Origin of the sequence: Cellulomonas sp. ATA003, from assembly GCF_031582905.1 — a bacterium.
Lineage (GTDB): Bacteria > Actinomycetota > Actinomycetes > Actinomycetales > Cellulomonadaceae > Pengzhenrongella.
Genome location: NZ_CP133990.1, coordinates 304,411 through 324,464 on the forward strand (window position 1 = coordinate 304,411; position 20,054 = coordinate 324,464).

A 20,054-nucleotide genomic window follows, 5' to 3' on the forward strand; every position below is an offset into this window, starting at 1 on the left:
TGATGTTCGGACGCGACCGGATCGAGTACAAGACGCCGGAGCAGGTGCTCCTCATGCGACGCGCCGGGCTCGTGGTCGCCGACGCGCTGGCCGCGGTGCGCGCCGAGATGCGTCCGGGGCTGACGACGGCGGACCTCGACGCGGTCGCGGCGGACGTCATCCGGTCCGCCGGCGCGACGCCGTCGTTCCTCGGGTACCACGGCTTCCCCGCGACGCTGTGCGTCTCGGTCAACGACGAGATCGTGCACGGCATCCCGGGGCCCCGGGTGCTGGCACCGGGTGACGTGGTGTCGGTGGACTGCGGTGCGATCGTCGAGGGGTGGCACGGCGACTCGGCGATGACCGTGGTGCTCGACGACGCCGACCCGCTCGACGTCGAGCTCGCCGCGACGACGGAGCGCGCGATGTGGGCCGGGATCGCCGCGCTCGCCGGTGCCGACCGGCTCGGGGCCGTGGGGGAGGCCGTCGAGGACGTCGTCGACGGGGCGGCCGCCGCCGGTGCGAACGGTGGGTCGCGGTACGGCGTCGTGCAGGAGTACGTCGGTCACGGGATCGGCAGCGCGATGCACCAGCCGCCCGAGGTCCTCAACTACCGCACGCGCGACCGTGGCGCCCGGCTCAAGCCGGGCATGTGCCTCGCAGTGGAGCCGATGCTCGTGCGTGGCAGCCAGGCGAGCCGGGTGCTCGAGGACGACTGGACGGTCGTGACGGCGGACGGCTCGCGCGCCGGCCACTGGGAGCACTCCGTCGCGGTGCTGGCCGGCGGCATCACCGTCCTCACCGCCCACGACGGCGGCGCGGCGCGGCTCGCCGAGCTCGGCGTCGAGGTCGTGGCGCTCGAGGTCTGAGCGGCACGTCACACGGCGTGGCCGGTTCCCCGGCGGGTGCTCATAGCGTAGGATCGACCGTTGGGCGTGTGCCTGCTGCACTGCACACGTCCTTCCCACTGCCAGCCGCCGGTCCGTCGACCTGCCCGGGTGGGGGTGGAAGTCGTTGCAAACCGAGAGTTAGCGGAGGATATGGCAAAGAAGGACGGTGTCATCGAGATCGAGGGCAGCGTTGTCGAGGCCCTGCCGAACGCGATGTTTCGCGTGGAGCTGGCCAACGGCCACAAGGTGCTCGCCCACATCTCGGGCAAGATGCGTCAGCACTACATCCGGATCCTCCCCGAGGACCGGGTGGTCGTTGAGCTGAGCCCGTACGACCTGTCCCGCGGCCGGATCGTCTACCGCTACAAGTAACCACCACTCGATCATGCCGCCTGCTCTCGCGCCGTCCTGCGGTGCGGGCACGGTCGCGGCGGCGAAGGAACACCGATGAAGGTCAAGCCCAGCGTCAAGAAGATCTGCGACAAGTGCAAGGTCATCCGCCGGCACGGTCGCGTCATGGTGATCTGCGAGAACCTGCGCCACAAGCAGCGCCAGGGCTGACGTCCTGACGCTCGGCCCGTTCGAGCGAGAACCCGGGGGACCCTCGACCTGAGGGCGACCCACCAGCGCACAGCCACTACGCCGTAGTCCCTCGCGGGACGCGGCGCAGAACCCCCGGTCGGAGGCCGGGGCCCGCGGAACGACGCGGGAGGGCGGTGCGGCAGACCTCCGACGCAGTACAGGAGACACCGAGAGATGGCACGTCTTGTCGGCGTCGACCTCCCCCGCGAGAAGCGGCTGGAGATCGCGCTCACCTACATCTACGGCGTGGGTCGTACCCGCGCACAGCAGACCCTGGCGGCGACGGGCATCAGCCCCGACGTCCGCGTGAGGGACCTCGGCGACGCCGAGCTGGTCGCCCTGCGCGACTACCTCGAGGGCAGCTTCAAGCTCGAGGGTGACCTGCGGCGCGAGGTCGCCGCGGACATCCGTCGCAAGGTCGAGATCGGCAGCTACGAGGGCATCCGCCACCGCCGCGGCCTCCCGGTGCGCGGTCAGCGCACCAAGACCAACGCGCGTACCCGCAAGGGCCCCAAGCGCACCGTCGCCGGCAAGAAGAAGGCCGGTCGCAAGTAGCCGTGCTGCGCCGCCGCACCGGGTGAGTCACCCGAGCGCGCGGCCCACGGACCGCCGACCTCGAAGCGAGAGAGAACAGACATGCCTCCCAAGTCCCGTACCGCCGTGCGCAAGCCGCGCCGCAAGGAGAAGAAGAACGTCTCCCACGGCCAGGCGCACATCAAGAGCACCTTCAACAACACCATCGTGTCGATCACGGACCCGTCCGGTGCCGTGATCGCCTGGGCCTCGTCCGGCCAGGTCGGCTTCAAGGGGTCGCGCAAGTCGACCCCGTTCGCGGCGCAGCTCGCCGCCGAGGCCGCCGCGCGCCGTGCCCAGGAGCACGGCATGAAGAAGGTCGACGTCTTCGTCAAGGGTCCCGGCTCCGGCCGCGAGACCGCGATCCGCTCGCTGCAGGCGACCGGCCTCGAGGTCGGCTCGATCTCCGACGTGACGCCCCAGGCGCACAACGGCTGCCGCCCGCCGAAGCGCCGCCGCGTCTGATCACCCCGCGAGCGCGCCGGGCCTGGACGACCGGCCCGGTGCGCCCGCCGGCGTGAGCCGGACCGACCTTCCGACGCGGGCCCGCCCGTCGCCGGACCTGCGCATGACGCCCGCCCCGGGTGGACAGATACCCGGCGGGCACGCACCACCGCGGACGCGTCATATGGCGGACGCCCGCTGAGAGGAACCCAGAAAAGTGCTCATCGCACAGCGCCCCACCCTGACCGAAGAGGTCATCTCCGAGCGTCGCTCGCGGTTCTCCATCGAGCCGCTCGAGCCGGGCTTCGGCTACACGCTCGGCAACTCGCTGCGCCGGACCCTGCTCTCCTCCATCCCGGGTGCCGCGGTCACGTCCATCCGGATCGACGGCGTCCTGCACGAGTTCACCACCGTCCCGGGGGTGAAGGAGGACGTCACCGAGATCATCCTCAACATCAAGAACCTCGTCGTCTCCTCGGAGAACGACGAGCCCGTCGTGATGTACCTGCGCAAGCAGGGCTCCGGCGCGGTCACCGGTGCGGACATCGTCCCGCCGGCCGGTGTCGAGGTGCACAACCCGGACCTGCACATCGCGACGCTGAACGAGAAGGGCAAGCTCGAGATCGAGCTGACCGTCGAGCGTGGCCGCGGGTACGTCTCCGCGCAGCAGAACAAGTCCTACGACGCCGAGATCGGCCGCGTCCCGGTCGACTCGATCTACTCGCCGGTCCTCAAGGTGACCTACAAGGTCGAGGCGACCCGTGTCGAGCAGCGCACGGACTTCGACAAGCTCATCGTCGACGTCGAGACGAAGAGCGCGATCGCGCCCCGTGACGCGCTGGCCTCGGCCGGCAAGACGCTCGTCGAGCTCTTCGGGCTGGCCCGTGAGCTCAACGTCGAGGCCGAGGGCATCGAGATCGGGCCGTCGCCGACGGACGCCGCGCTCGCCGCCGACCTCGCCCTGCCGGTGGAGGAGCTGCAGCTCACCATCAGGTCGTACAACTGCCTCAAGCGTGAGGGCATCCACACCGTGGGTGAGCTCGTCGCCCGCAGCGAGGCCGACCTGCTGGACATCCGGAACTTCGGTGCGAAGTCGATCACCGAGGTCAAGGAGAAGCTCGCCGAGCTGGGTCTGTCCCTCAAGGACAGCCCGCTGGACTTCGACCCCACGCAGGCCGCCGGGTACTACGACGGCGACGAGGCCGAGTTCACCGAGGACGAGCCCCAGCAGTACTGACGCGGGGCCGACGGCGCCTCGGCGCCCGACCACCCATCACCTTTCCAGACTTGAGGAGTTAGACGATGCCCACGCCCACCAAGGGTCCCCGGCTCGGTGGCGGTCCGGCGCACGAGCGGCTGATGCTGGCGAACCTGGCCACCAGCCTGTTCGAGCACAAGCGGATCACCACCACGGAGGCCAAGGCCAAGCGCCTGCGCCCCCTGGCCGAGCGCCTCATCACGTTCGCCAAGCGCGGTGACCTGCACGCGCGTCGTCGGGTCATGACGGTCGTCCGGGACAAGGGTGTCGTGCACACCCTCTTCACGGAGATCGCGCCGGCCGTGGCCGAGCGTCAGGGCGGCTACACGCGCATCACGAAGATCGGTCCGCGCAAGGGCGACAACGCCCCCATGGCGGTCATCGAGCTCGTGCTGGAGCCGCTGAGCGCCAAGCAGGCGACCGTGCGCGAGGCCGAGGGCGCGACGCGCCGAGCCGCTGCGCCGACGGCCGCTGCCGCGCCCGCCGTGGACGAGACCGCGGTCGAGGCCGACGAGTCCGTCGTGGTCGGCGACGCCGAGGTGGCCGAGGACGTCGTCGTGTCCGACGACGCGGCGACCGACGAGACCGCGGCAGCCGACGAGGCTGCCGCTGCCCCCGAGGCCGACAAGGCCTGACGGGAGCGACCTGGAGGGCCCGGCACCGAGATCACCTCTCGGTTCCGGGCCCTTCGTCGTCCCGTCGTAGGGTCGCCGCCATGGGCGGTCTCCCGGTGGTCCTCGTGCACGGCGTCCGCACGTCCGCGACCATGTGGCGCGCGCAGGTGGCCGCGCTGGAACGCGCGGGTCACCGGGCGGTGGCCGTCGACCTGCCCGGGCACGGCACCCTGCGCGGCCAGCGGTTCACGCTGGACGGTGCGGTCGACCGCGTCGCCGCCACGGTCGACGACGTCGGCGGGCGCGCCCTGGTCGTCGGCCTGTCGCTCGGCGGGTACGTCGCGATCGCGCACGCGGCGCGGCGCCCCGAGCAGGTCGCCGGGCTGGTCGCCGCGGACTGCTCGACCCGTCCGCTCGCGGCGGTGGTCCACGGGTGGGTGCTGCTCGCGCGCGGCATCGGCCGGCTGCCGGACGCGGGCGCCGGCCTCAACCAGCTCATGGTCGACCTCACGCTCGCGGCCGAGGCCGCCGCCGACGTGGGCGCCGGTGGCTACGCGCTCGACGTCATGGACGACGTCCTGCGGGAGATCGGCCGGTCGCGCCCGGTCGAGGACCTGGCACGCGTCCAGGCCCCGGTGTGGATCGTCAACGGCCGGTGGGACCACTTCCGCTCCGAGGAGCGCCGGTTCCTGCGGGCCTGCCGCGACGGGCGCCTCGTCGTGCTGCGCGGTGCGCGTCACCTGGCCAGCCTCGACCAGCCGGTCGGGTTCTCGCGCGTGCTGCTCGAGGCGCTCGACGTCGTGGGTGGCTAGCGCAGGCTCCAGGCCCGCACCCCGCCCACGATGCCCGCGGAGTTGGGCACGACGACGACGTCGTCCCCGAGGCGCGCGAGCACCTGCGGGGTGAGCCGGCGGGAGTTGCCGCCACCGAGGTACAGGCGGTCCCAGAGGAACACGGGCCGCAGGCCCTCGACGACCCGCCGGACGCGGCGCGACCACAGGGCGTCGCCCAGCCGCGCGCGCTCCACCTCACCGATGAACGTGTCGTAGCTCGTGCCCCACCGCACCGGCGCGTGGGACAGCTCGAGGTGCGGGGCGAGGCGGCCGCCGTCGAACAGGGCGGACCCGAGCCCCGTGCCGACCGTCAGGACGAGCTCCAGGCCGCTGCCGGCGACGACGCCCGCACCGTGCACCTCGGCGTCGTTGAGGACGAGCGCGGGGACCCCCAGCGTGCGCGCGACGGCGGCCTCCATGTCGAAGTCCGTCCACGCGTCGACGAGCTCGGGCAGCACGCGGCTGTGCGGTCCGGAGCGGGTGATGTAGTGCGGGGTCGCCACGACGACCCCGTGCCGGATCATCCCCGGCATCCCGACGGTCGCGCGGTCGGCGGGTGGCAGGTCCGCCGCGATGCCCGCGATCGTCTCGAGGAGCCGCTCCGGCGGCAGGGGGTAGGGCGTGGGCACGCGGACCGCGGGCGCCCGCAGGGTCCCGGCGGCGTCCAGCACCGACGCCTTGATGCCGCCGCCACCGCAGTCGACGGCGAGGGTGTGCGCGGTGCTCGAGGGAGGAGTGGACACCGTCCCGACGGTACCCGGAGAGGGTGCGTAGGTTGTGGCGGTGCCTCGCATCCGACTCGACCTGTCCTACGACGGCACCGACTTCGCCGGGTGGGCGCGTCAGCCCGGTCTGCGCACCGTGCAGGGCACCCTCGAGCAGGCGCTCGGCACGGTGCTGCGTCGTGACGCGCCGCGAATCACGGTCGCCGGGCGGACCGACGCGGGCGTGCACGCCCGCGGACAGGTCGCGCACGTGGATCTCGACGACGAGGCGTGGCGGGACGTCACGGGGCGCTCCGACCGGGCGCCGGGCGTCGCGCTCGTGGCGCGGCTGACCGGGGTCCTGCCGCGCGACGTCGTCGTCCACCGCACGGGGGTCGCACCGGCCGGGTTCGACGCCCGCTTCTCCGCGCTGCGGCGGCGGTACGCCTACCGGATCGCCGACGACGCGGCGCTGCGCGACCCGCTGCGCCGCGCGCACGTGCTGTGGCACCCGCGCCCCCTGGAGGCCACCGCGATGCACGACGCCGCGCGGGCGCTCGTCGGGCACCACGACTTCGCGGCGTTCTGCAAGCCGCGGGAGGGCGCCACGACCGTCCGCACGCTCGAGGTGCTCGACTGGGACCGACCGGCCCACGGCCCGGACGCCGGGCTGGTCGTCGCGGCCGTCCAGGCGGACGCGTTCTGCCACAGCATGGTCCGGGCACTCGTGGGCGCGTCGATCGCCGTGGGGGAGGGACGGCGCCCGGTGGACTGGCCCGCTGCCCTCCTCGCGGGTCGGCGCCGGGACGCGGGCGGCGCCGTCGTGCCCGCGCACGGGCTCACGCTGGAGGAGGTCACCTACCCCCGGACGACGAGCTGGACGCCCGGGCCCGGCAGACGCGGGCGGTGCGGGTCGCGCTCGACCCCGGGCACGGCGGCGGCCGGCCCGCGGGGTGACCCCGCGGACCGGCCGCCGTCCGCCGGACCTCAGACGTCCGGGTCCTCCACGACGCGCACGGCCGCCTCCTCGGCGCTCGCCGCGCCGCCGTCGATCCCGGCGTCGGTCGCGAACATGTCGGTGCCGCCGCTCTCGACGGCGTCGCCGTCGGCGACCAGGCGCCCGGCGCGGTCGGGCTGGGTCGCGCCCTTCTCCGGCGCGTCCCAGATCTCGGGCTCCTCCTGCGCGACGCGCTGGTCGAGCGTCTCGCCGTGCACCTCCTCCCACGCCGTCTCGCCGAAGTGGTTGCTGCGGTCGCGCTCGGGCGGGGACGTGCCCAGGTCGAGCAGCTCGTCGGGGCTGCCGCCGGACATCGAGTCCTCACCGGGGATCTGGTTGCTGTCGCCCTCGGTGCCGGTGGCCGCGTCCGTGCTGGTGGCTGGTGTGTCGTCCATGGTGCTCATGACTCCACGGTGGCACCGGCTCCCGCACTTCGCCATGCGAGGTCCCCGGGCGTCGTCGGCGGCGCCGCACATCCACCACACTGGGGCGGTGGGACACGTCGACATCAGCTCCGTCAGCTTCTGGCTCCCGGACGGCCGCCCGCTCCTGGACGAGGTCGACCTGCGGGTCGGGGACGGCGCCAAGGTCGCCCTGGTCGGGCCGAACGGGGCGGGCAAGACGACGCTCCTGCGCATCGTCGCCGGCGACGTCGCGCCGCACGCCGGCACGGTCGCGCGCAGCGGTGGGCTCGCGGTCATGCGCCAGTTCGTCGGCCGGATCGACGACGACCGGTCGGTCCGGGACCTGCTCGCGTCCCTCGCCCCCGCCGCCGTCCGGGACGCGGCGGCCGAGCTCGCCGCGGCCGAGCTCGCGATCATGGAGGTCGACGACGAGCCCGCGCAGATGCGCTACGCGACGGCGCTCGTCGACTGGGCCGACGTGGGCGGGTACGAGGCCGAGGCGGGCTGGGACCAGGTCACCGACACCGTGCTGTCAGTGCCGTTCGAGCGGGCGCAGTTCCGGGAGGTCCGCACGCTGTCCGGCGGCGAGCAGAAGCGGCTCGTCCTCGAGGCGCTGCTGCGCGGCCCGGAGGAGGTCCTGCTGCTGGACGAGCCGGACAACTACCTCGACGTGCCGACCAAGCGCTGGCTCGAGCGCGAGCTCGCCGCGAGCCCGAAGACCGTCCTGTACGTGAGCCACGACCGCGAGCTGCTCTCCCGCACCGCGACCCAGGTGGCCAGCGTCGAGCCGACCCCCGCGGGGTCGACGGTGTGGGTGCACGGGGGCGGGTTCCTCACCTTCGGTGCGGCCCGGGAGGACCGGCGGTCCCGGCTCGAGGAGCTGCTGCGCCGGTGGGAGGAGGAGCACGCCAAGCTCAAGGAGCTCGTCCACACGCTGAAGAACAAGGCGGCCTTCAACGACGGGCTCGCGTCGCGCTACTCGGCCGCGCAGACCCGCCTGCGCAAGTTCGAGGAGGCCGGGCCGCCGCAGGTCGTCGCCCGCGAGCAGAACGTCCGCGTGCGCCTGACCGGCGGCCGGACCGCCAAGCGCGCCGTCGTCGCGACCGCGCTGGCGCTGACCGGCCTCATGCACCCGTTCGACCTCGAGGTGTGGTTCGGCGAGCGCGTCGCCGTCCTGGGCTCCAACGGGTCGGGCAAGTCCCACTTCCTGCGGCTGCTCGCCGCGGGCGGGTCGGACCCCGACCGGGAGCACGAGCCGGCCGGCGACGCCGTCGTCGCGCCGGTCGCGCACACCGGACGCGTCGTGCTGGGCTCGCGCGTGCGTCCCGGCTGGTTCGCGCAGAACCACGCCCACCCCGAGCTGACGGGCCGCACGCTCCTGGAGATCCTGCACCGCGGTGACGAGCGCCGGTCCGGGATCGGCCGGGAGGCGGCCAGCAAGGCCCTCGACCGGTACGAGCTCGTCGCCGCGGCCGAGCAGGCGTACGACACGCTCTCCGGCGGGCAGCAGGCGCGGTTCCAGATCCTGCTGCTCGAGCTCGGCGGGGCCACCCTGCTGCTCCTGGACGAGCCGACCGACAACCTCGACCTGCACTCGGCGGAGGCGCTCGAGGCGGGGCTCGCGGCGTTCGAGGGCACGGTGCTCGCGGTGACCCACGACCGCTGGTTCGCCCGGGGTTCGACCGCTTCCTGGTCTTCGGGGCCGACGGCGACGTCGTCGAGACGCCGGAGCCGGTGTGGGACGCCGGCCGGGTGCGCCGCGCGCGCTGAGGTGGGTGTGACGCAGAGCGTTTTGACCCCCGCGAGTCGTGCGGCTACTCTGGTGTGTCGTTGTGCGTCCCGTCGTGGACCGGTGCTCCCACTCGCCGGCTCCTTCGCGTGGATGCGCACGCACCAGCACTCATCGGTCGTCCGCCCATGCGGGCGCGCCGGAGACCTCACTAAACGAAACGAAGGCTTACGACCGTGCGCACGTACACCCCGAAGCCCGGCGACGTCGAGCGGACCTGGCACGTCATCGACGCGACCGATGTCGTCCTGGGCCGCCTCGCCACGCAGGTGGCCACCCTGCTGCGCGGCAAGCACAAGGCGACCTTTGCCCCCCACGTCGACAACGGTGACTTCGTCATCGTCATCAACGCCGACAAGGTCGCGCTGACCGGCAACAAGCGCGAGACCAAGCTGGCCTACCGCCACTCGGGCTACCCGGGCGGTCTGCGGTCGGTCACGTACGCCGAGCTGCTGGACAAGCGCCCGGACCGTGCCGTGGAGAAGGCCGTGCGCGGCATGCTCCCGAAGAACTCGCTCGCCGCCCAGCAGCTGAGCAAGCTCAAGGTCTACACCGGCTCCGAGCACCCGCACGCGGCCCAGCAGCCGCAGCCCTTCGAGATCACCCAGGTCGCGCAGGGGGCCTGAGCCCGCTGACGCCAGCCGTACACACAGGACGCGAGGACACCACCAGTGGCCGAGACCACGGTCGACATCGACCTTGAGGGCGACGACACGCCCACCAGCTACACCTCCGAGAGCGCGGCCCCGACGGGCCGTGGCCAGAGCATCACCGCGCCGGGCAACGCCCTGGGCCGCCGCAAGGAGGCCGTCGCCCGCGTCCGCCTCGTGCCCGGCACCGGCACGTGGAAGATCAACGGCCGCACCCTCGAGGAGTACTTCCCGAACAAGGTGCACCAGCAGCTCGTCAACTCCCCGCTGGCGCTCGTCGACGTCGAGGGCCGCTTCGACGTCGTCGCCCGCATCACCGGCGGTGGTGTGTCCGGCCAGGCCGGCGCGCTGCGCCTGGGGATCGCGCGTGCCCTCAACCTGATCGACGAGGAGCACAACCGCCCCGCCCTGAAGAAGGCCGGCTTCCTCACCCGTGACGCCCGCGTCGTGGAGCGCAAGAAGGCCGGCCTCAAGAAGGCGCGCAAGGCCCCGCAGTACTCCAAGCGCTGATCGCCCCGCGCTGACCGACGGCCCCGATGGTCACGACCATCGGGGCCGTCGGTGTGTCACGACCTCTCGCTCTCTCCGCACACGACAGGAGCACACACCCATGGGACGTCTCTTCGGGACGGACGGCGTCAGAGGCGTGGCCAACCGCGACCTGACCGCCGAGCTCGCGCTCGACCTCTCCGTCGCCGCCGCGCACGTGCTCGGGTCGCTCGGCGCCTTCGCCGACAGCCGGCCGCGCGCCGTCATCGGGCGCGACCCGCGGGCGTCGGGGAGTTCCTCTCCGCCGCGACCGCCGCCGGCCTCGCCAGCGCCGGCGTCGACGTCGTGAACGTCGGGGTGCTGCCGACCCCGGCCGTGGCCTACCTCACCGGCAAGCTGGGCGCCGACCTCGGGGTCGTGCTGTCCGCGTCGCACAACCCGATGCCGGACAACGGGATCAAGTTCTTCACCCGGGGCGGGGTCAAGCTGGACGACGCCGTCGAGGACGCCATCGAGGCGCGGCTGCGCGAGCCGTGGGAGCGCCCGACCGGCGCTGCCGTCGGGCGGATCAAGATGGACACCGGCCACGCCGGTGACGAGTACGTCGAGCACCTGGTGGCCTCGATCTCCACCCCGCTCGAGGGCCTGCGCATCGCCGTCGACTGCGCCAACGGCGCGGCCAGCGAGGTCGGCCCGCAGGCGCTGCGCGAGGCCGGCGCCGACGTCGTCGTCATCAACGGCTCGCCGGACGGCCGCAACATCAACGAGCAGTGCGGGTCCACGCACCCCGAGCAGCTGCAGGCCGTGACGGTCGCGTCCGGCGCCGACCTCGGCGTGGCGTTCGACGGTGACGCGGACCGCTGCCTCGCGGTCGACCACACCGGTGCGCTGGTCGACGGCGACCAGATCATGGGCGTGCTCGCGGTGGCGATGCGCGACGCGGGCACCCTGGCGCAGGACACGCTCGTCGCGACGGTCATGAGCAACCTCGGCCTCAAGCTGGCGATGACGGCGCAGGGCATCCGGATGCTCGAGACCGGCGTCGGCGACCGGTACGTGCTCGAGGAGATGCGCTCGGGCGGCTACAGCCTGGGTGGGGAGCAGTCCGGCCACGTCATCATGGCCGCGCACGCGACCACCGGCGACGGGGTGCTCACCGCGCTCCAGCTCGCGTCCCGGGTCGCGGCCACGGGGCAGAAGCTCGCCGAGCTGGCCGGCATCGTCCAGCGGCTCCCGCAGGTGCTCGTCAACGTCTCCGGCGTCGACAAGAGCCGGTCGGCGACCGACCCCGCCCTGCTCGCCGCGGTGGCGGACGCCGAGGCGGCCCTCGGCACCACCGGGCGCGTGCTGCTGCGGTCCTCGGGGACCGAGCCGCTCGTGCGGGTCATGGTCGAGGCCGCGAGCCAGGACGACGCGCAGCGCATCGCGAGCGACCTCGCCGGCGTGGTCCGCACCCGGCTCGCGCTCTAGACCCGTGAGCACGTCTGGGGTACCCAGCGTCGCCGAGCTGGTCGACCGCCTGCTGTCCGGGCCGGACCCCGCCCCGATCGTCCAGGCCGGTCACCCCGTCCTGCGACGCCCGGCGCTCCCGTACGACGGTCAGCTCGCCGACCTCGAGGACCTCCTCGCCCTCATGCGCCGCACCATGCACGCGGCTCCCGGTGTGGGTCTCGCGGCCCCGCAGGTCGGCATCCCGCTCGCCATCGCCGTCCTGGAGGACCCGGGGGTCGCGGACCCGGGCGTCCAGGTGCTGCGGGAACGCCCGCCGCTGCCGTACCGCGTGCTGGTCAACCCGCGGTACACGCCGGTCGGCGACGAGCGGGTGCCGTTCTACGAGGGCTGCCTGAGCGTGCGGGGCTGGGCCGCCGTGGTCGCACGCCACCGGCAGGTCCACCTGACCGGCCAGGACGAGACCGGGCGGGCGCTCGACGAGGTCGTCACGGGGTGGCCCGCGCGCATCGTGCAGCACGAGACGGACCACCTGAACGGCACGCTCTACGTGGACCGCGCCGAGCTCCGGTCGCTGACCTCCGACGACGGCATCGGAGCCGCACTGGCGGCCGAGCCGTCGCCCGCGACGGCGGCCCGGGTGCTCGGGTTCGACCTCGGTTGAGTCATCCTGCGGGCCCCCGGGATCCACCCCGAGGCGGATGCCGAGCGCTCCGGCGGCGCGTGAGGATGGGTTCGCCCCGTCGCCGGACCGGTCGGGGTGAACGTCCGGCCAACCCGGGGCCAACCAGGGAAAACCCTGATGACCGCGGGTGGCACCCGTCCCTAGGCTGGCGGTCGTGCGCAGGCGATCTGCGCACCCGGCCCGCCGGACGCCGACACCAGGAGCTGATGACACGTGCTGGAGGAGTGGCTCCTCGCGCTCGCGGCGTCCCCCTGGTCTACGCCGCCATGTACCTGTTCGCGACGATCGACGGGTTCTTCCCACCGGTCCCCAGCGAGTCGGTCGTCATCGCGCTGGCCGCGGTCGCGATGGCGACGGGTGAGCCGAACCTCTGGCTCGTGATGGCGGTCGCAGCCGCCGGTGCGTTCACCGGCGACCAGGTCGCCTACGCGATCGGTCGCCGGGTCAAGGTGCGCAGCACCCGGCTGCTGCGCAGCCGCCGGGCACAGCGCACCCTGGACTGGGCCGAGCTCGCCCTGGCCAGCCGGGGGGCCTCGTTCATCATCGGCGCCCGCTACATCCCCGTCGGGCGGGTCGCGGTCAACATGACGGCCGGCGCGGTCGGCTACCCGCGCGGCCGGTTCACCGGGCTGACCGCGCTCGCGGCCGTCTCGTGGGCGCTGTACTCGACGGCGATCGGGGTCGGCGCCGGGGCCTGGCTGCACGACCGGCCGATGGTGGCCGTCGTCGTCGGGGTCGTCGGCGGGGTCGTCATCGGGCTCGTCGTGGACTGGGCCATCGGGCGGGCGCAGGGGCGCCCACGGCTGCGTGCCCGGGTGAGCTCGCCCCCGGTCACCGTGCGCCGTGAGCCGGCCGCTGCCCTGGTCGCACCGGCCCGCGACGTCTGACCAGCCGTCAGACCTTGCGCAGCCGGGCGCGCTGCACGGCGTGGTCCGCGCCCTTGGTCAGAACCAGGGTCGCGCGGCTGCGGGTGGGCAGGATGTTCTGCACGAGGTTCGGTGCGTTGATGGAGTCCCAGATCATCTCCGCCCGGGCCACCGCCTCGTCGTCGCTGAGGTCGGCGTAGCGGCGGAAGTACGACTCCGGCCGGGAGAACGCCGTCCGGCGCAGCGACAGGAACCGGTCCACGTACCACTGGCGCACGTCGGACGTGCGCGCGTCGACGTAGATGGAGAAGTCGAAGAAGTCACTCACGGTCAGGCTCGACGCGCCCTCGACGGTGGGGCGCGACGGCTGCAGCACGTTGAGGCCCTCGACGATGAGGACGTCCGGGCGGCGCACGACGACCTCGCCGCCGGGCACGATGTCGTAGCGGAGGTGGTCGTAGACCGGAGCGGTCACCTCGGGCCGGCCCGCCTTGACCTTGGACAGGAACCGCACCAGCGCGCGGCGGTCGTAGGACTCCGGGAACCCCTTGCGGTCCATGAGGCCGCGCCGCTCCAGCTCGGCGTTGGGGTACAGGAAGCCGTCGGTCGTCACGAGCTCAACCCGGGGGTCTGCGGCCAGCGCGCCATGAGCTCGCGCAGCAGGCGTGCGGTGGTGGACTTGCCCACCGCGACCGAGCCGGCCACCCCGATGACGAAGGGCGTCCCTCCGGAGTCCTCGCCGAGGAAGGTCGTCGACGCCCGGTGCAGGTGCCGGGTCGCCTCGACGTAGAGCGTGAGCAGCCGCGACAGCGGGCGGTACACCGCGTCGACCTCGGCGAGGTCGATGGGGTCACCGAGCCCGCGCAGGTGCTCGACGTCCGCGTCGGTCAGCGGCAGCGGCGTCGACCCCGACAGTCGCGTCCACGCCTCCCGGTCGAGCTCCACGTAGGGGGTGGACGGGGTGAGGTCGACGGGGGCTGGCACGGGGCAATCTTGCCCGACGGTTCACCCGCCCGCGGCCCGTGATCAGCGGGGGCGCCCCATGGTCGCCGGTAGAGTTCGGGCCCATGTGCGGAATCGTCGGGTACGTCGGTACCCAGCAGGCCAGCGGCCGTCCCCTCGAGGTCGTCATGGAGGGACTGCGGCGTCTGGAGTACCGCGGCTACGACTCGGCCGGGGTCGCGCTCGTGTCGCCCGACGGTGGTCTGAGCACCGCGAAGAAGGCCGGCAAGCTGGCGAACCTCGTCGGTGAGCTCACCGCGACCCCGCTGCCGGCGGCGACGGCGGCGATCGGCCACACGCGGTGGGCGACCCACGGCGCCCCGAACGACCTCAACGCGCACCCGCACGTCGCGGGTCCGGTCGCCGTCATCCACAACGGCATCGTCGAGAACTTCGCCCAGCTCAAGGCGGAGCTGCTGGCGGACGGCGTCGAGTTCGTCTCCCAGACCGACACCGAGGTCGCCGCCCACCTGCTCGCCCGCGCGTACGCCGAGGCCGGTGACCTGTCCGCCGCGATGTGCGCCGTCGCGCGGCGCCTCGAGGGCACCTTCACGCTGCTCGCGGTCCACGCGGACGTGCCCGACGTCGTCGTCGGTGCGCGCCACGACTCCCCGCTGGTGGTCGGCCTCGGGGAGGGAGAACTTCCTCGGCAGCGACGTCGCCGCGTTCATCGCCCACACCCGCGAGGCGCTCGAGCTCGGCCAGGACCAGGTCGTGACCCTCGGCCCGGGCGACGTCCAGGTCACCGACTTCTTCGGGGTGCCCGCCCAGGCGCACCGGTACACGGTCGACTGGGACACGGCCGCCGCGGAGAAGGGTGGCTTCGCGTCGTTCATGGACAAGGAGATCCACGACCAGCCGCAGGCCGTCGCGGACACCCTGCTCGGCCGCACCGACATCGACGGCAAGCTCGTGCTCGACGACCTGCGCATCGACGAGTCGGTGCTGCGGTCGATCGACAAGATCGTCGTCATCGCCTGTGGGACCGCCGCCTACGCCGGGCACGTGGCCAAGTACGCCATCGAGCACTGGTGCCGCATCCCGGTCGAGGTCGAGCTCGCGCACGAGTTCCGGTACCGCGACCCGGTCGTGGGCCCGCGCACGCTGGTCGTGGCGATCTCCCAGTCGGGGGAGACCATGGACACGCTCATGGCGGTGCGGCACGCCCGCGAGCAGGGCGCCAAGGTGCTCGCCATCTGCAACACCCACGGGTCGACCATCCCGCGCGAGTCCGACGCCGTCCTGTACACGCACGCCGGCCCGGAGATCGCGGTCGCGTCGACCAAGGCGTTCCTGTCGCAGATCACCGCCGCCTACCTCCTGGGGCTCTACCTCGCCCAGCTGCGCGGCAACAAGTTCCCGGACGAGATCGCCGAGACGTTCGACCAGCTGCGCGCCATGCCCGAGCGCATCCAGACCGTGCTGGACCGTGCCGACCAGGTCCGCAAGGCGGCTCGTGCGATGGCAGACGTCCCGTCGGTGCTCTTCCTCGGGCGGCATGTCGGCTTCCCGGTCGCGCTCGAAGGTGCGTTGAAGCTCAAGGAGCTCGCGTACATCCACGCCGAGGGCTTCGCCGCCGGTGAGCTCAAGCACGGGCCGATCGCCCTGATCGACGAGGGGCAGCCCGTCTTCGTGATCGTCCCGTCGCCGCGGGGTCGCGACTCGCTGCACTCCAAGGTGATCTCCAACATCCAGGAGATCCGGGCGCGCGGGGCGCGGACGTTCGTCATCGCCGAGGACGGCGACGACGCCGTCACCCCGTACGCCGACGAGGTCTTCTACGTCCCGCAGTGCCCGACGCTGCTGTCGCCGCTGCTCGCGACCGTCCCTCTGCAGGTGTTCGCGTGCGAGCTCGCGACGGCTCGCGGGCTCGACGTGGACCAGCCGCGCAACCTGGCGAAGTCGGTCACCGTCGAGTGACGACCGGCGGGCGACCGACGTGATCATCGGGGTCGGGATCGACGTCGTTGACGTCGGTCGCTTCATGGCGACCATCGAGCGGGTGCCGGCGCTCCGGGACCGCCTGTTCACGCCGGACGAGCGCGAGCTGCCGCCCGCGTCGCTCGCCGCGCGGTTCGCCGCCAAGGAGGCGATCGCGAAGGCGCTCGGCGCCCCTGCCGGGATGAGCTGGCAGGACGCGACCGTGCGCCGGACGGTCGGTGCCCAGCCGGTCGTCGAGGTGACGGGCACCGTCGCCGCGCGCGCCGACGAGCTCGGTGTGGCGCGTTTCCACCTGTCGATCTCGCACGACGCCGGCATCGCGTCCGCCGTGGCGATCGCGGAGGGTGACCCGGCGTAGCTCCCGCACGCCGCACGTGGCGAGCGCGAGGAGGCCGCTGCCTCCCCGCCGTATCGGACCCGCCGGTGCGGGCCGGATCCTGGCTGACGTCGGCGCGCCCCGTGCGGCGGCAGGCGGGACTCCGTCGCGTGGCCGTGCGCACCGCCGTCGCACCCCGTCCCGCGAGCCCCTCGGCACGTCTCCCGCTCATGTCAGCCGTGCCTCGACGGGGAGCTCGGCACTCGGGCGCCGGCAAACGGGTCAGTCGTCCACGTGGCGTCCAGTTCATCGTTCGCCTCTTCGCCCCGGGACCGCCGACCGCCCCGTGGGTCGGCTGCGCCCGACGACGGGCCGTCGCTCGTCGGGTCGCCGGGTCGTCGTCGGTGGACGCGGTACCGCCACGTCGGTCGGCCGCGCTAGCGGGCTGACCCGCGCTGCGTCGCACCCTGTGCCGGGTGGCCCGGCGCCGCCGAGGGACGGATCCTCCACGGCCGGAGAGGGGGCGTCGGGTGTGGGGTGGTGGCGCTCCCGCGGCGGCGCGGCGCCGGGGTGCGTGCCGACGTCTCGTCCGGTGCGGTCGCGGAACCGGTAGGTGGCCCGGGCGAGTGGTCCGGGCGGTGCGGTGCCCGGTGATCGACCCGGCGGTGACGTCGCCGTTGCGGTGCCGGGGGCGCGGGTGATGACCAGGTCGCGCCGGTGGGTCTCGTGGTGGTGGAACCCGCACATGAGGATGCCGTTGTCGGCGGAGGTGGGGCCGTTGTCGCGGTCCCACCAGGTGATGTGGTGGATCTGGCACCACCGCGCCGGTGCGTGGCAGGAGGGCCATCCGCACTCGCGGTCGCGGGCGATGATCACCTTGCGCAGCTGCCCGGTGAACAGCCGCTGCGACCGGCCCAGGTCCAGGGGCGTGCCGTCGGCGTCGATGACGGCGCGGGTGAGGTCGCAGTCGCACATCGCCGCCGCGAGCTCGCTGACCGGGACGGGGGTGCCGTCCTCCAGCGTCGCCGCCGGGTAGGCCACCGGTTCGGTGCGGGCCACGGGGCCACCGGCCGCGTCGCCGGCTGAGTCGCCGGCGACGGGCCCCACGCCACCAGCGCCTGCGCGCATGCCCGTGGCAACGCGGGCGCCCGTGCGTGCCTTATTCACGGTGCTGGCACCGGCTGCGCGGCGTCGCCGGTCGCGTTCGGACCGGGCGGCCACCCAGGTGTCCGGGGTGAGGATCATGGTGATCTGCGGCGGGACGTGCCCGCCGGGCTTGGTGCCCGGGTCGGCCAGCACGTGCTCGGCCATGTCTGTCAGCGCGTCCGCGCGCCGCTGCCCGGGGTCACGGTCGTCGTCCTCCGCCGGCCGCGGCGACAGCGCCTCCAACGCCAGGGCGACCTTGTGTCCGGCGATCGGGTCCAGGCGCCCCTTGAGGAACGTCCCGGTCGAGGACTGGGACAGGTGCAGGTACCGCTCGCACCGCTCCGCCTGGTGCTGACGGTCGAACCCGTCGGGGTCCACCCCCGCTACCCACTGGTCCACGGTGACCTGGAACGTGCCCGCGTCCTGGCGCTCGGCGACCTCGACCAGGGCCCTCTGCACCGCCGGGTCGGCGATCAGCGCACGTTGGGTCGGCGTCCCGGTCGCCGCGACCTTCCCGAGCACCGCGGCGTGCCCGGCCGTGATCCGCCCGTCGACCACCGCCGCGGCCGCCACAGGGGCCGCGTCGAGCTGCTCCGCCTGCCGGACCTGCGCCCCGGCAGCTCGCGCACCCGCGCCCGACGTGCGTCCCCGTGCTGCCTCGTAGGACCGGTCGCCCGCTCCCCGCCATACCCCGGCGTCCCGGTCAGCCACCAGGACGGCTCCGCGGACCACGCTGAGGCCGTCGATGGCTCGGTCCAGGTCCGCCAGCAACGCCGACCGGTCCCCGGGTGACCACCCGGCTGCCTCACCGACCTGGCTCGTCAGTGCCGTCATCGCGGCCACGATCGCCCGCCCGGAGGCCAGGGCGGCCGTCGCGCCAGCCGTCGACGGAGCCCCGGACCCAGCGGGGGCGGCAGGCGGTCCCGCGGTGGCCGTCGTCGCGCCCGGAGCGGGCGCCGCCGACGAGGCGGCCACGCGCGTGGCGAGCATCGACTCGATCGCCATCGCCGCCACCTCCGCGCTTCGAACGTTTGTTCGAAGTCTACCGGGGCCCTCTGACATCGTGGGGTGCCGGGAAAAGGCTGTGGACAGCGAACACTCCGAGCGAGCTGGGTCTTCTCCTCGCCTGACAGCACCCGTACGGGCTTGTCCGCGTCGTCCCCGGAGAGCAGGACCCGGCGCCGTGCGACCGGGCGCCCCTGGTGAGGTCGCACGTTCCGCAGAACCGGCGCGCGGGGGCAGGCATCCGGGGCGAGGCCGGGGCAGGTCCGCAAGACCGCGGCGTTCGATCCGCCGTCGGCCCCGGCTAGTCCCGGCATCAGCCCCGCGACCGAACCGGCCCGCAGTCGGCTCCGCCGACCCCGCCCCGGCCCACCGTCACACGGACCCGCCCCCCGCCCCCGTCACCGCAGCGCCGGGACGACCTGGCTCTCGAACAGCTCGATGCCGGACCGGTCGTACGCGGCCTCGGCGAAGTACGTGATCGCGTACGTCATCCCCAGGCCCTGCAGCTCGGTCAGCTTCTCGACGATCTGCTCCGGCGTCCCGACGAGCGGGCCGTTGCGGAACTCCTCGAGCACCCCGTCGGCCTTGGCCGGCACGGTCTGGCGGTAGTGGTCGTGGACCCACGCCAGGCGGTCCTGGACCTCGGCCTCGTTCTCGCCGATGACCACGTTGTAGTTGGCGGACCGGACGATCTCGCCGAAGTCCCGCCCGAGCGTCTCGCAGTGCCCGCGCAGCACCTCGGACTTGTGCGTGAACGTCTCGGGGTCGCCGGCGAAGTTCGTGTACGCCGCGTGCTGCGCCGCGATCCGCAGTGTCTTCTTCTCGCCGCCCCCGGCGATCCACAGCGGCGGGCCGTCGGTCTGCAGCGGCAGCGGCGACAGCTGCGCGCCGTCGACCTGGTAGAAGCGGCCGTCGAGCGACGCCACGCCCGTGCTCCACAGCTGGCGGAAGATCTGCACGCCCTCGTCCAGCGCGGCGATGCGGTCCCCGGCGGACGGGAACCCGTAGCCGTAGGCGCGCCACTCGTGCTCGTACCAGCCGGCGCCGATGCCCATCTCGACGCGCCCGCCGCTGATGACGTCCGCGGTGGCCGCGACCTTCGCGAGGTACGCGGGGTTCCGGTACGCCATGCAGGTGCACATCTGACCGAGCCGGACGCGCCGCGTGCTCGCGGCGTACGCGTTGATGAGGCTCCACGCCTCGTGCGTCGCCTCGCCGTTGGGCTCGGGGACGGCGTGGAAGTGGTCGTAGACCCAGATCGACTCCCACGCGTCGCCGTCGTCGGCGTGCTGCGCCAGACCGTTCATCACCGCCCAGTGCTCGCTCGCGTCGATGCCGGTGAGGTCCTGCCGCCAGCCCTGGGGGATGAAGAGTCCGAATCGCATGCGCCGGACCCTAACCGCGGCCGGTGGCCGGCGCGCGCCCGTGCACCGAGGAT

At 73.4% G+C, this 20,054-nt stretch carries 17 protein-coding genes and 5 pseudogenes; 17 read left to right on the forward strand and 5 right to left on the reverse strand.

The window, feature by feature from the left end; all coding sequences use genetic code 11:
- Positions 1-2: 2 nt before the first annotated feature.
- The 8 genes from map (at position 3) to REH70_RS01610 (ending at position 5,152) form a co-directional block, all read left to right on the forward strand.
- Complete coding sequence (gene map / locus REH70_RS01575; RefSeq protein WP_310751381.1) at positions 3-848, forward strand: type I methionyl aminopeptidase; 846 nt, start codon at positions 3-5, stop codon at positions 846-848.
- 171 nt (positions 849-1,019) lie between these two features.
- Positions 1,020-1,241 (forward strand): translation initiation factor IF-1, encoded by a 222-nt coding sequence (gene infA, locus REH70_RS01580; RefSeq protein WP_012867920.1) that lies wholly within the window; start codon positions 1,020-1,022, stop codon positions 1,239-1,241.
- Between the two features lie 75 nt (positions 1,242-1,316).
- Positions 1,317-1,430: a 50S ribosomal protein L36 gene (gene rpmJ / locus REH70_RS01585; protein WP_009740505.1), complete on the forward strand. Its 114-nt coding sequence runs from the start codon at positions 1,317-1,319 to the stop codon at positions 1,428-1,430.
- A 195-nt stretch (positions 1,431-1,625) separates the two neighbouring features.
- Positions 1,626-2,006, forward strand: a complete 381-nt coding sequence (rpsM, locus tag REH70_RS01590; protein WP_298456313.1) for a 30S ribosomal protein S13 — start codon at positions 1,626-1,628, stop codon at positions 2,004-2,006.
- An 81-nt stretch (positions 2,007-2,087) separates the two neighbouring features.
- Positions 2,088-2,489, forward strand: a complete 402-nt coding sequence (gene rpsK / locus REH70_RS01595; RefSeq protein WP_298456310.1) for a 30S ribosomal protein S11 — start codon at positions 2,088-2,090, stop codon at positions 2,487-2,489.
- A gap of 196 nt (positions 2,490-2,685) precedes the next feature.
- Positions 2,686-3,705 carry a DNA-directed RNA polymerase subunit alpha gene (locus REH70_RS01600; RefSeq protein ID WP_310751444.1) on the forward strand — a complete coding sequence of 340 codons (1,020 nt, stop codon included), beginning with the start codon at positions 2,686-2,688 and terminating at the stop codon, positions 3,703-3,705.
- A gap of 65 nt (positions 3,706-3,770) precedes the next feature.
- A complete protein-coding gene (gene rplQ, locus REH70_RS01605; protein WP_310751447.1) occupies positions 3,771-4,361 on the forward strand; it encodes a 50S ribosomal protein L17 in 591 nt (196 codons plus the stop codon).
- Between the two features lie 80 nt (positions 4,362-4,441).
- Entirely contained in the window at positions 4,442-5,152 is a 711-nt protein-coding gene (locus tag REH70_RS01610; protein WP_310751449.1) for an alpha/beta hydrolase, read from the forward strand.
- Here REH70_RS01610 and REH70_RS01615 read toward each other — a convergent pair.
- Positions 5,149-5,916, reverse strand: coding sequence for an ROK family protein (locus tag REH70_RS01615; protein WP_310751452.1), 768 nt, complete (start codon positions 5,914-5,916; stop codon positions 5,149-5,151). The genes REH70_RS01610 and REH70_RS01615 overlap by 4 nt on opposite strands.
- Positions 5,917-5,956: 40 nt before the next feature.
- Here REH70_RS01615 and truA point away from each other — a divergent pair.
- A pseudogene (truA, locus tag REH70_RS01620) lies at positions 5,957-6,834 on the forward strand (tRNA pseudouridine(38-40) synthase TruA).
- 30 nt (positions 6,835-6,864) lie between these two features.
- Here the strand turns inward: truA and REH70_RS01625 are convergent.
- A complete protein-coding gene (locus REH70_RS01625; protein WP_310751455.1) occupies positions 6,865-7,383 on the reverse strand; it encodes a DUF5709 domain-containing protein in 519 nt (172 codons plus the stop codon).
- On the opposite strand from REH70_RS01625, the pseudogene REH70_RS01630 reads away from it, so the two are divergent.
- The 6 genes and pseudogenes from REH70_RS01630 (at position 7,367) to REH70_RS01655 (ending at position 13,227) form a co-directional block, all read left to right on the forward strand.
- Positions 7,367-9,048, forward strand: a pseudogene (locus REH70_RS01630) (ATP-binding cassette domain-containing protein). The gene REH70_RS01625 and the pseudogene REH70_RS01630 overlap by 17 nt on opposite strands.
- 195 nt (positions 9,049-9,243) lie before the next feature.
- A complete protein-coding gene (rplM, locus tag REH70_RS01635; RefSeq protein ID WP_310751458.1) occupies positions 9,244-9,693 on the forward strand; it encodes a 50S ribosomal protein L13 in 450 nt (149 codons plus the stop codon).
- 45 nt (positions 9,694-9,738) lie between these two features.
- A complete protein-coding gene (gene rpsI / locus REH70_RS01640) occupies positions 9,739-10,227 on the forward strand; it encodes a 30S ribosomal protein S9 (RefSeq protein ID WP_310751460.1) in 489 nt (162 codons plus the stop codon).
- Between the two features lie 100 nt (positions 10,228-10,327).
- Positions 10,328-11,676: pseudogene (gene glmM / locus REH70_RS01645) on the forward strand (phosphoglucosamine mutase).
- 4 nt (positions 11,677-11,680) lie between these two features.
- Entirely contained in the window at positions 11,681-12,319 is a 639-nt protein-coding gene (locus REH70_RS01650; RefSeq protein WP_310751464.1) for a peptide deformylase, read from the forward strand.
- A 245-nt stretch (positions 12,320-12,564) separates the two neighbouring features.
- Entirely contained in the window at positions 12,565-13,227 is a 663-nt protein-coding gene (locus tag REH70_RS01655) for a DedA family protein (protein WP_310751467.1), read from the forward strand.
- 7 nt (positions 13,228-13,234) lie between these two features.
- Here REH70_RS01655 and coaA read toward each other — a convergent pair.
- A pseudogene (gene coaA, locus REH70_RS01660) lies at positions 13,235-14,190 on the reverse strand (type I pantothenate kinase).
- Between the two features lie 83 nt (positions 14,191-14,273).
- Between coaA and glmS the strand changes: the two are divergent.
- Together glmS and REH70_RS01670 are read left to right on the forward strand one after the other, a co-directional pair.
- Positions 14,274-16,128, forward strand: a pseudogene (gene glmS / locus REH70_RS01665) (glutamine--fructose-6-phosphate transaminase (isomerizing)).
- A 19-nt stretch (positions 16,129-16,147) separates the two neighbouring features.
- A complete protein-coding gene (locus REH70_RS01670) occupies positions 16,148-16,507 on the forward strand; it encodes a holo-ACP synthase (RefSeq protein ID WP_310751470.1) in 360 nt (119 codons plus the stop codon).
- Between the two features lie 264 nt (positions 16,508-16,771).
- Here REH70_RS01670 and REH70_RS01675 read toward each other — a convergent pair whose 3' ends face one another.
- Both REH70_RS01675 and REH70_RS01680 read right to left on the reverse strand, forming a co-directional pair.
- Positions 16,772-18,616: a DUF222 domain-containing protein gene (locus REH70_RS01675; protein WP_310751473.1), complete on the reverse strand. Its 1,845-nt coding sequence runs from the start codon at positions 18,614-18,616 to the stop codon at positions 16,772-16,774.
- 398 nt (positions 18,617-19,014) lie between these two features.
- Positions 19,015-20,001 carry an LLM class F420-dependent oxidoreductase gene (locus REH70_RS01680; protein ID WP_310751476.1) on the reverse strand — a complete coding sequence of 329 codons (987 nt, stop codon included), beginning with the start codon at positions 19,999-20,001 and terminating at the stop codon, positions 19,015-19,017.
- Positions 20,002-20,054 lie beyond the last annotated feature (53 nt).

Coding starts and splice junctions, on each gene's coding strand:
- map (WP_310751381.1), top strand. CDS start 3: ATGTTCGGACGCGACCGGATCGAGTACAAGACGCCGGAGCAGGTGCTC.
- infA (WP_012867920.1), top strand. CDS start 1,020: ATGGCAAAGAAGGACGGTGTCATCGAGATCGAGGGCAGCGTTGTCGAG.
- rpmJ (WP_009740505.1), top strand. CDS start 1,317: ATGAAGGTCAAGCCCAGCGTCAAGAAGATCTGCGACAAGTGCAAGGTC.
- rpsM (WP_298456313.1), top strand. CDS start 1,626: ATGGCACGTCTTGTCGGCGTCGACCTCCCCCGCGAGAAGCGGCTGGAG.
- rpsK (WP_298456310.1), top strand. CDS start 2,088: ATGCCTCCCAAGTCCCGTACCGCCGTGCGCAAGCCGCGCCGCAAGGAG.
- rplQ (WP_310751447.1), top strand. CDS start 3,771: ATGCCCACGCCCACCAAGGGTCCCCGGCTCGGTGGCGGTCCGGCGCAC.
- REH70_RS01610 (WP_310751449.1), top strand. CDS start 4,442: ATGGGCGGTCTCCCGGTGGTCCTCGTGCACGGCGTCCGCACGTCCGCG.
- REH70_RS01625 (WP_310751455.1), bottom strand. CDS start 7,383: ATGTCGACGTGTCCCACCGCCCCAGTGTGGTGGATGTGCGGCGCCGCC.
- REH70_RS01675 (WP_310751473.1), bottom strand. CDS start 18,616: ATGGCGATCGAGTCGATGCTCGCCACGCGCGTGGCCGCCTCGTCGGCG.
- REH70_RS01680 (WP_310751476.1), bottom strand. CDS start 20,001: ATGCGATTCGGACTCTTCATCCCCCAGGGCTGGCGGCAGGACCTCACC.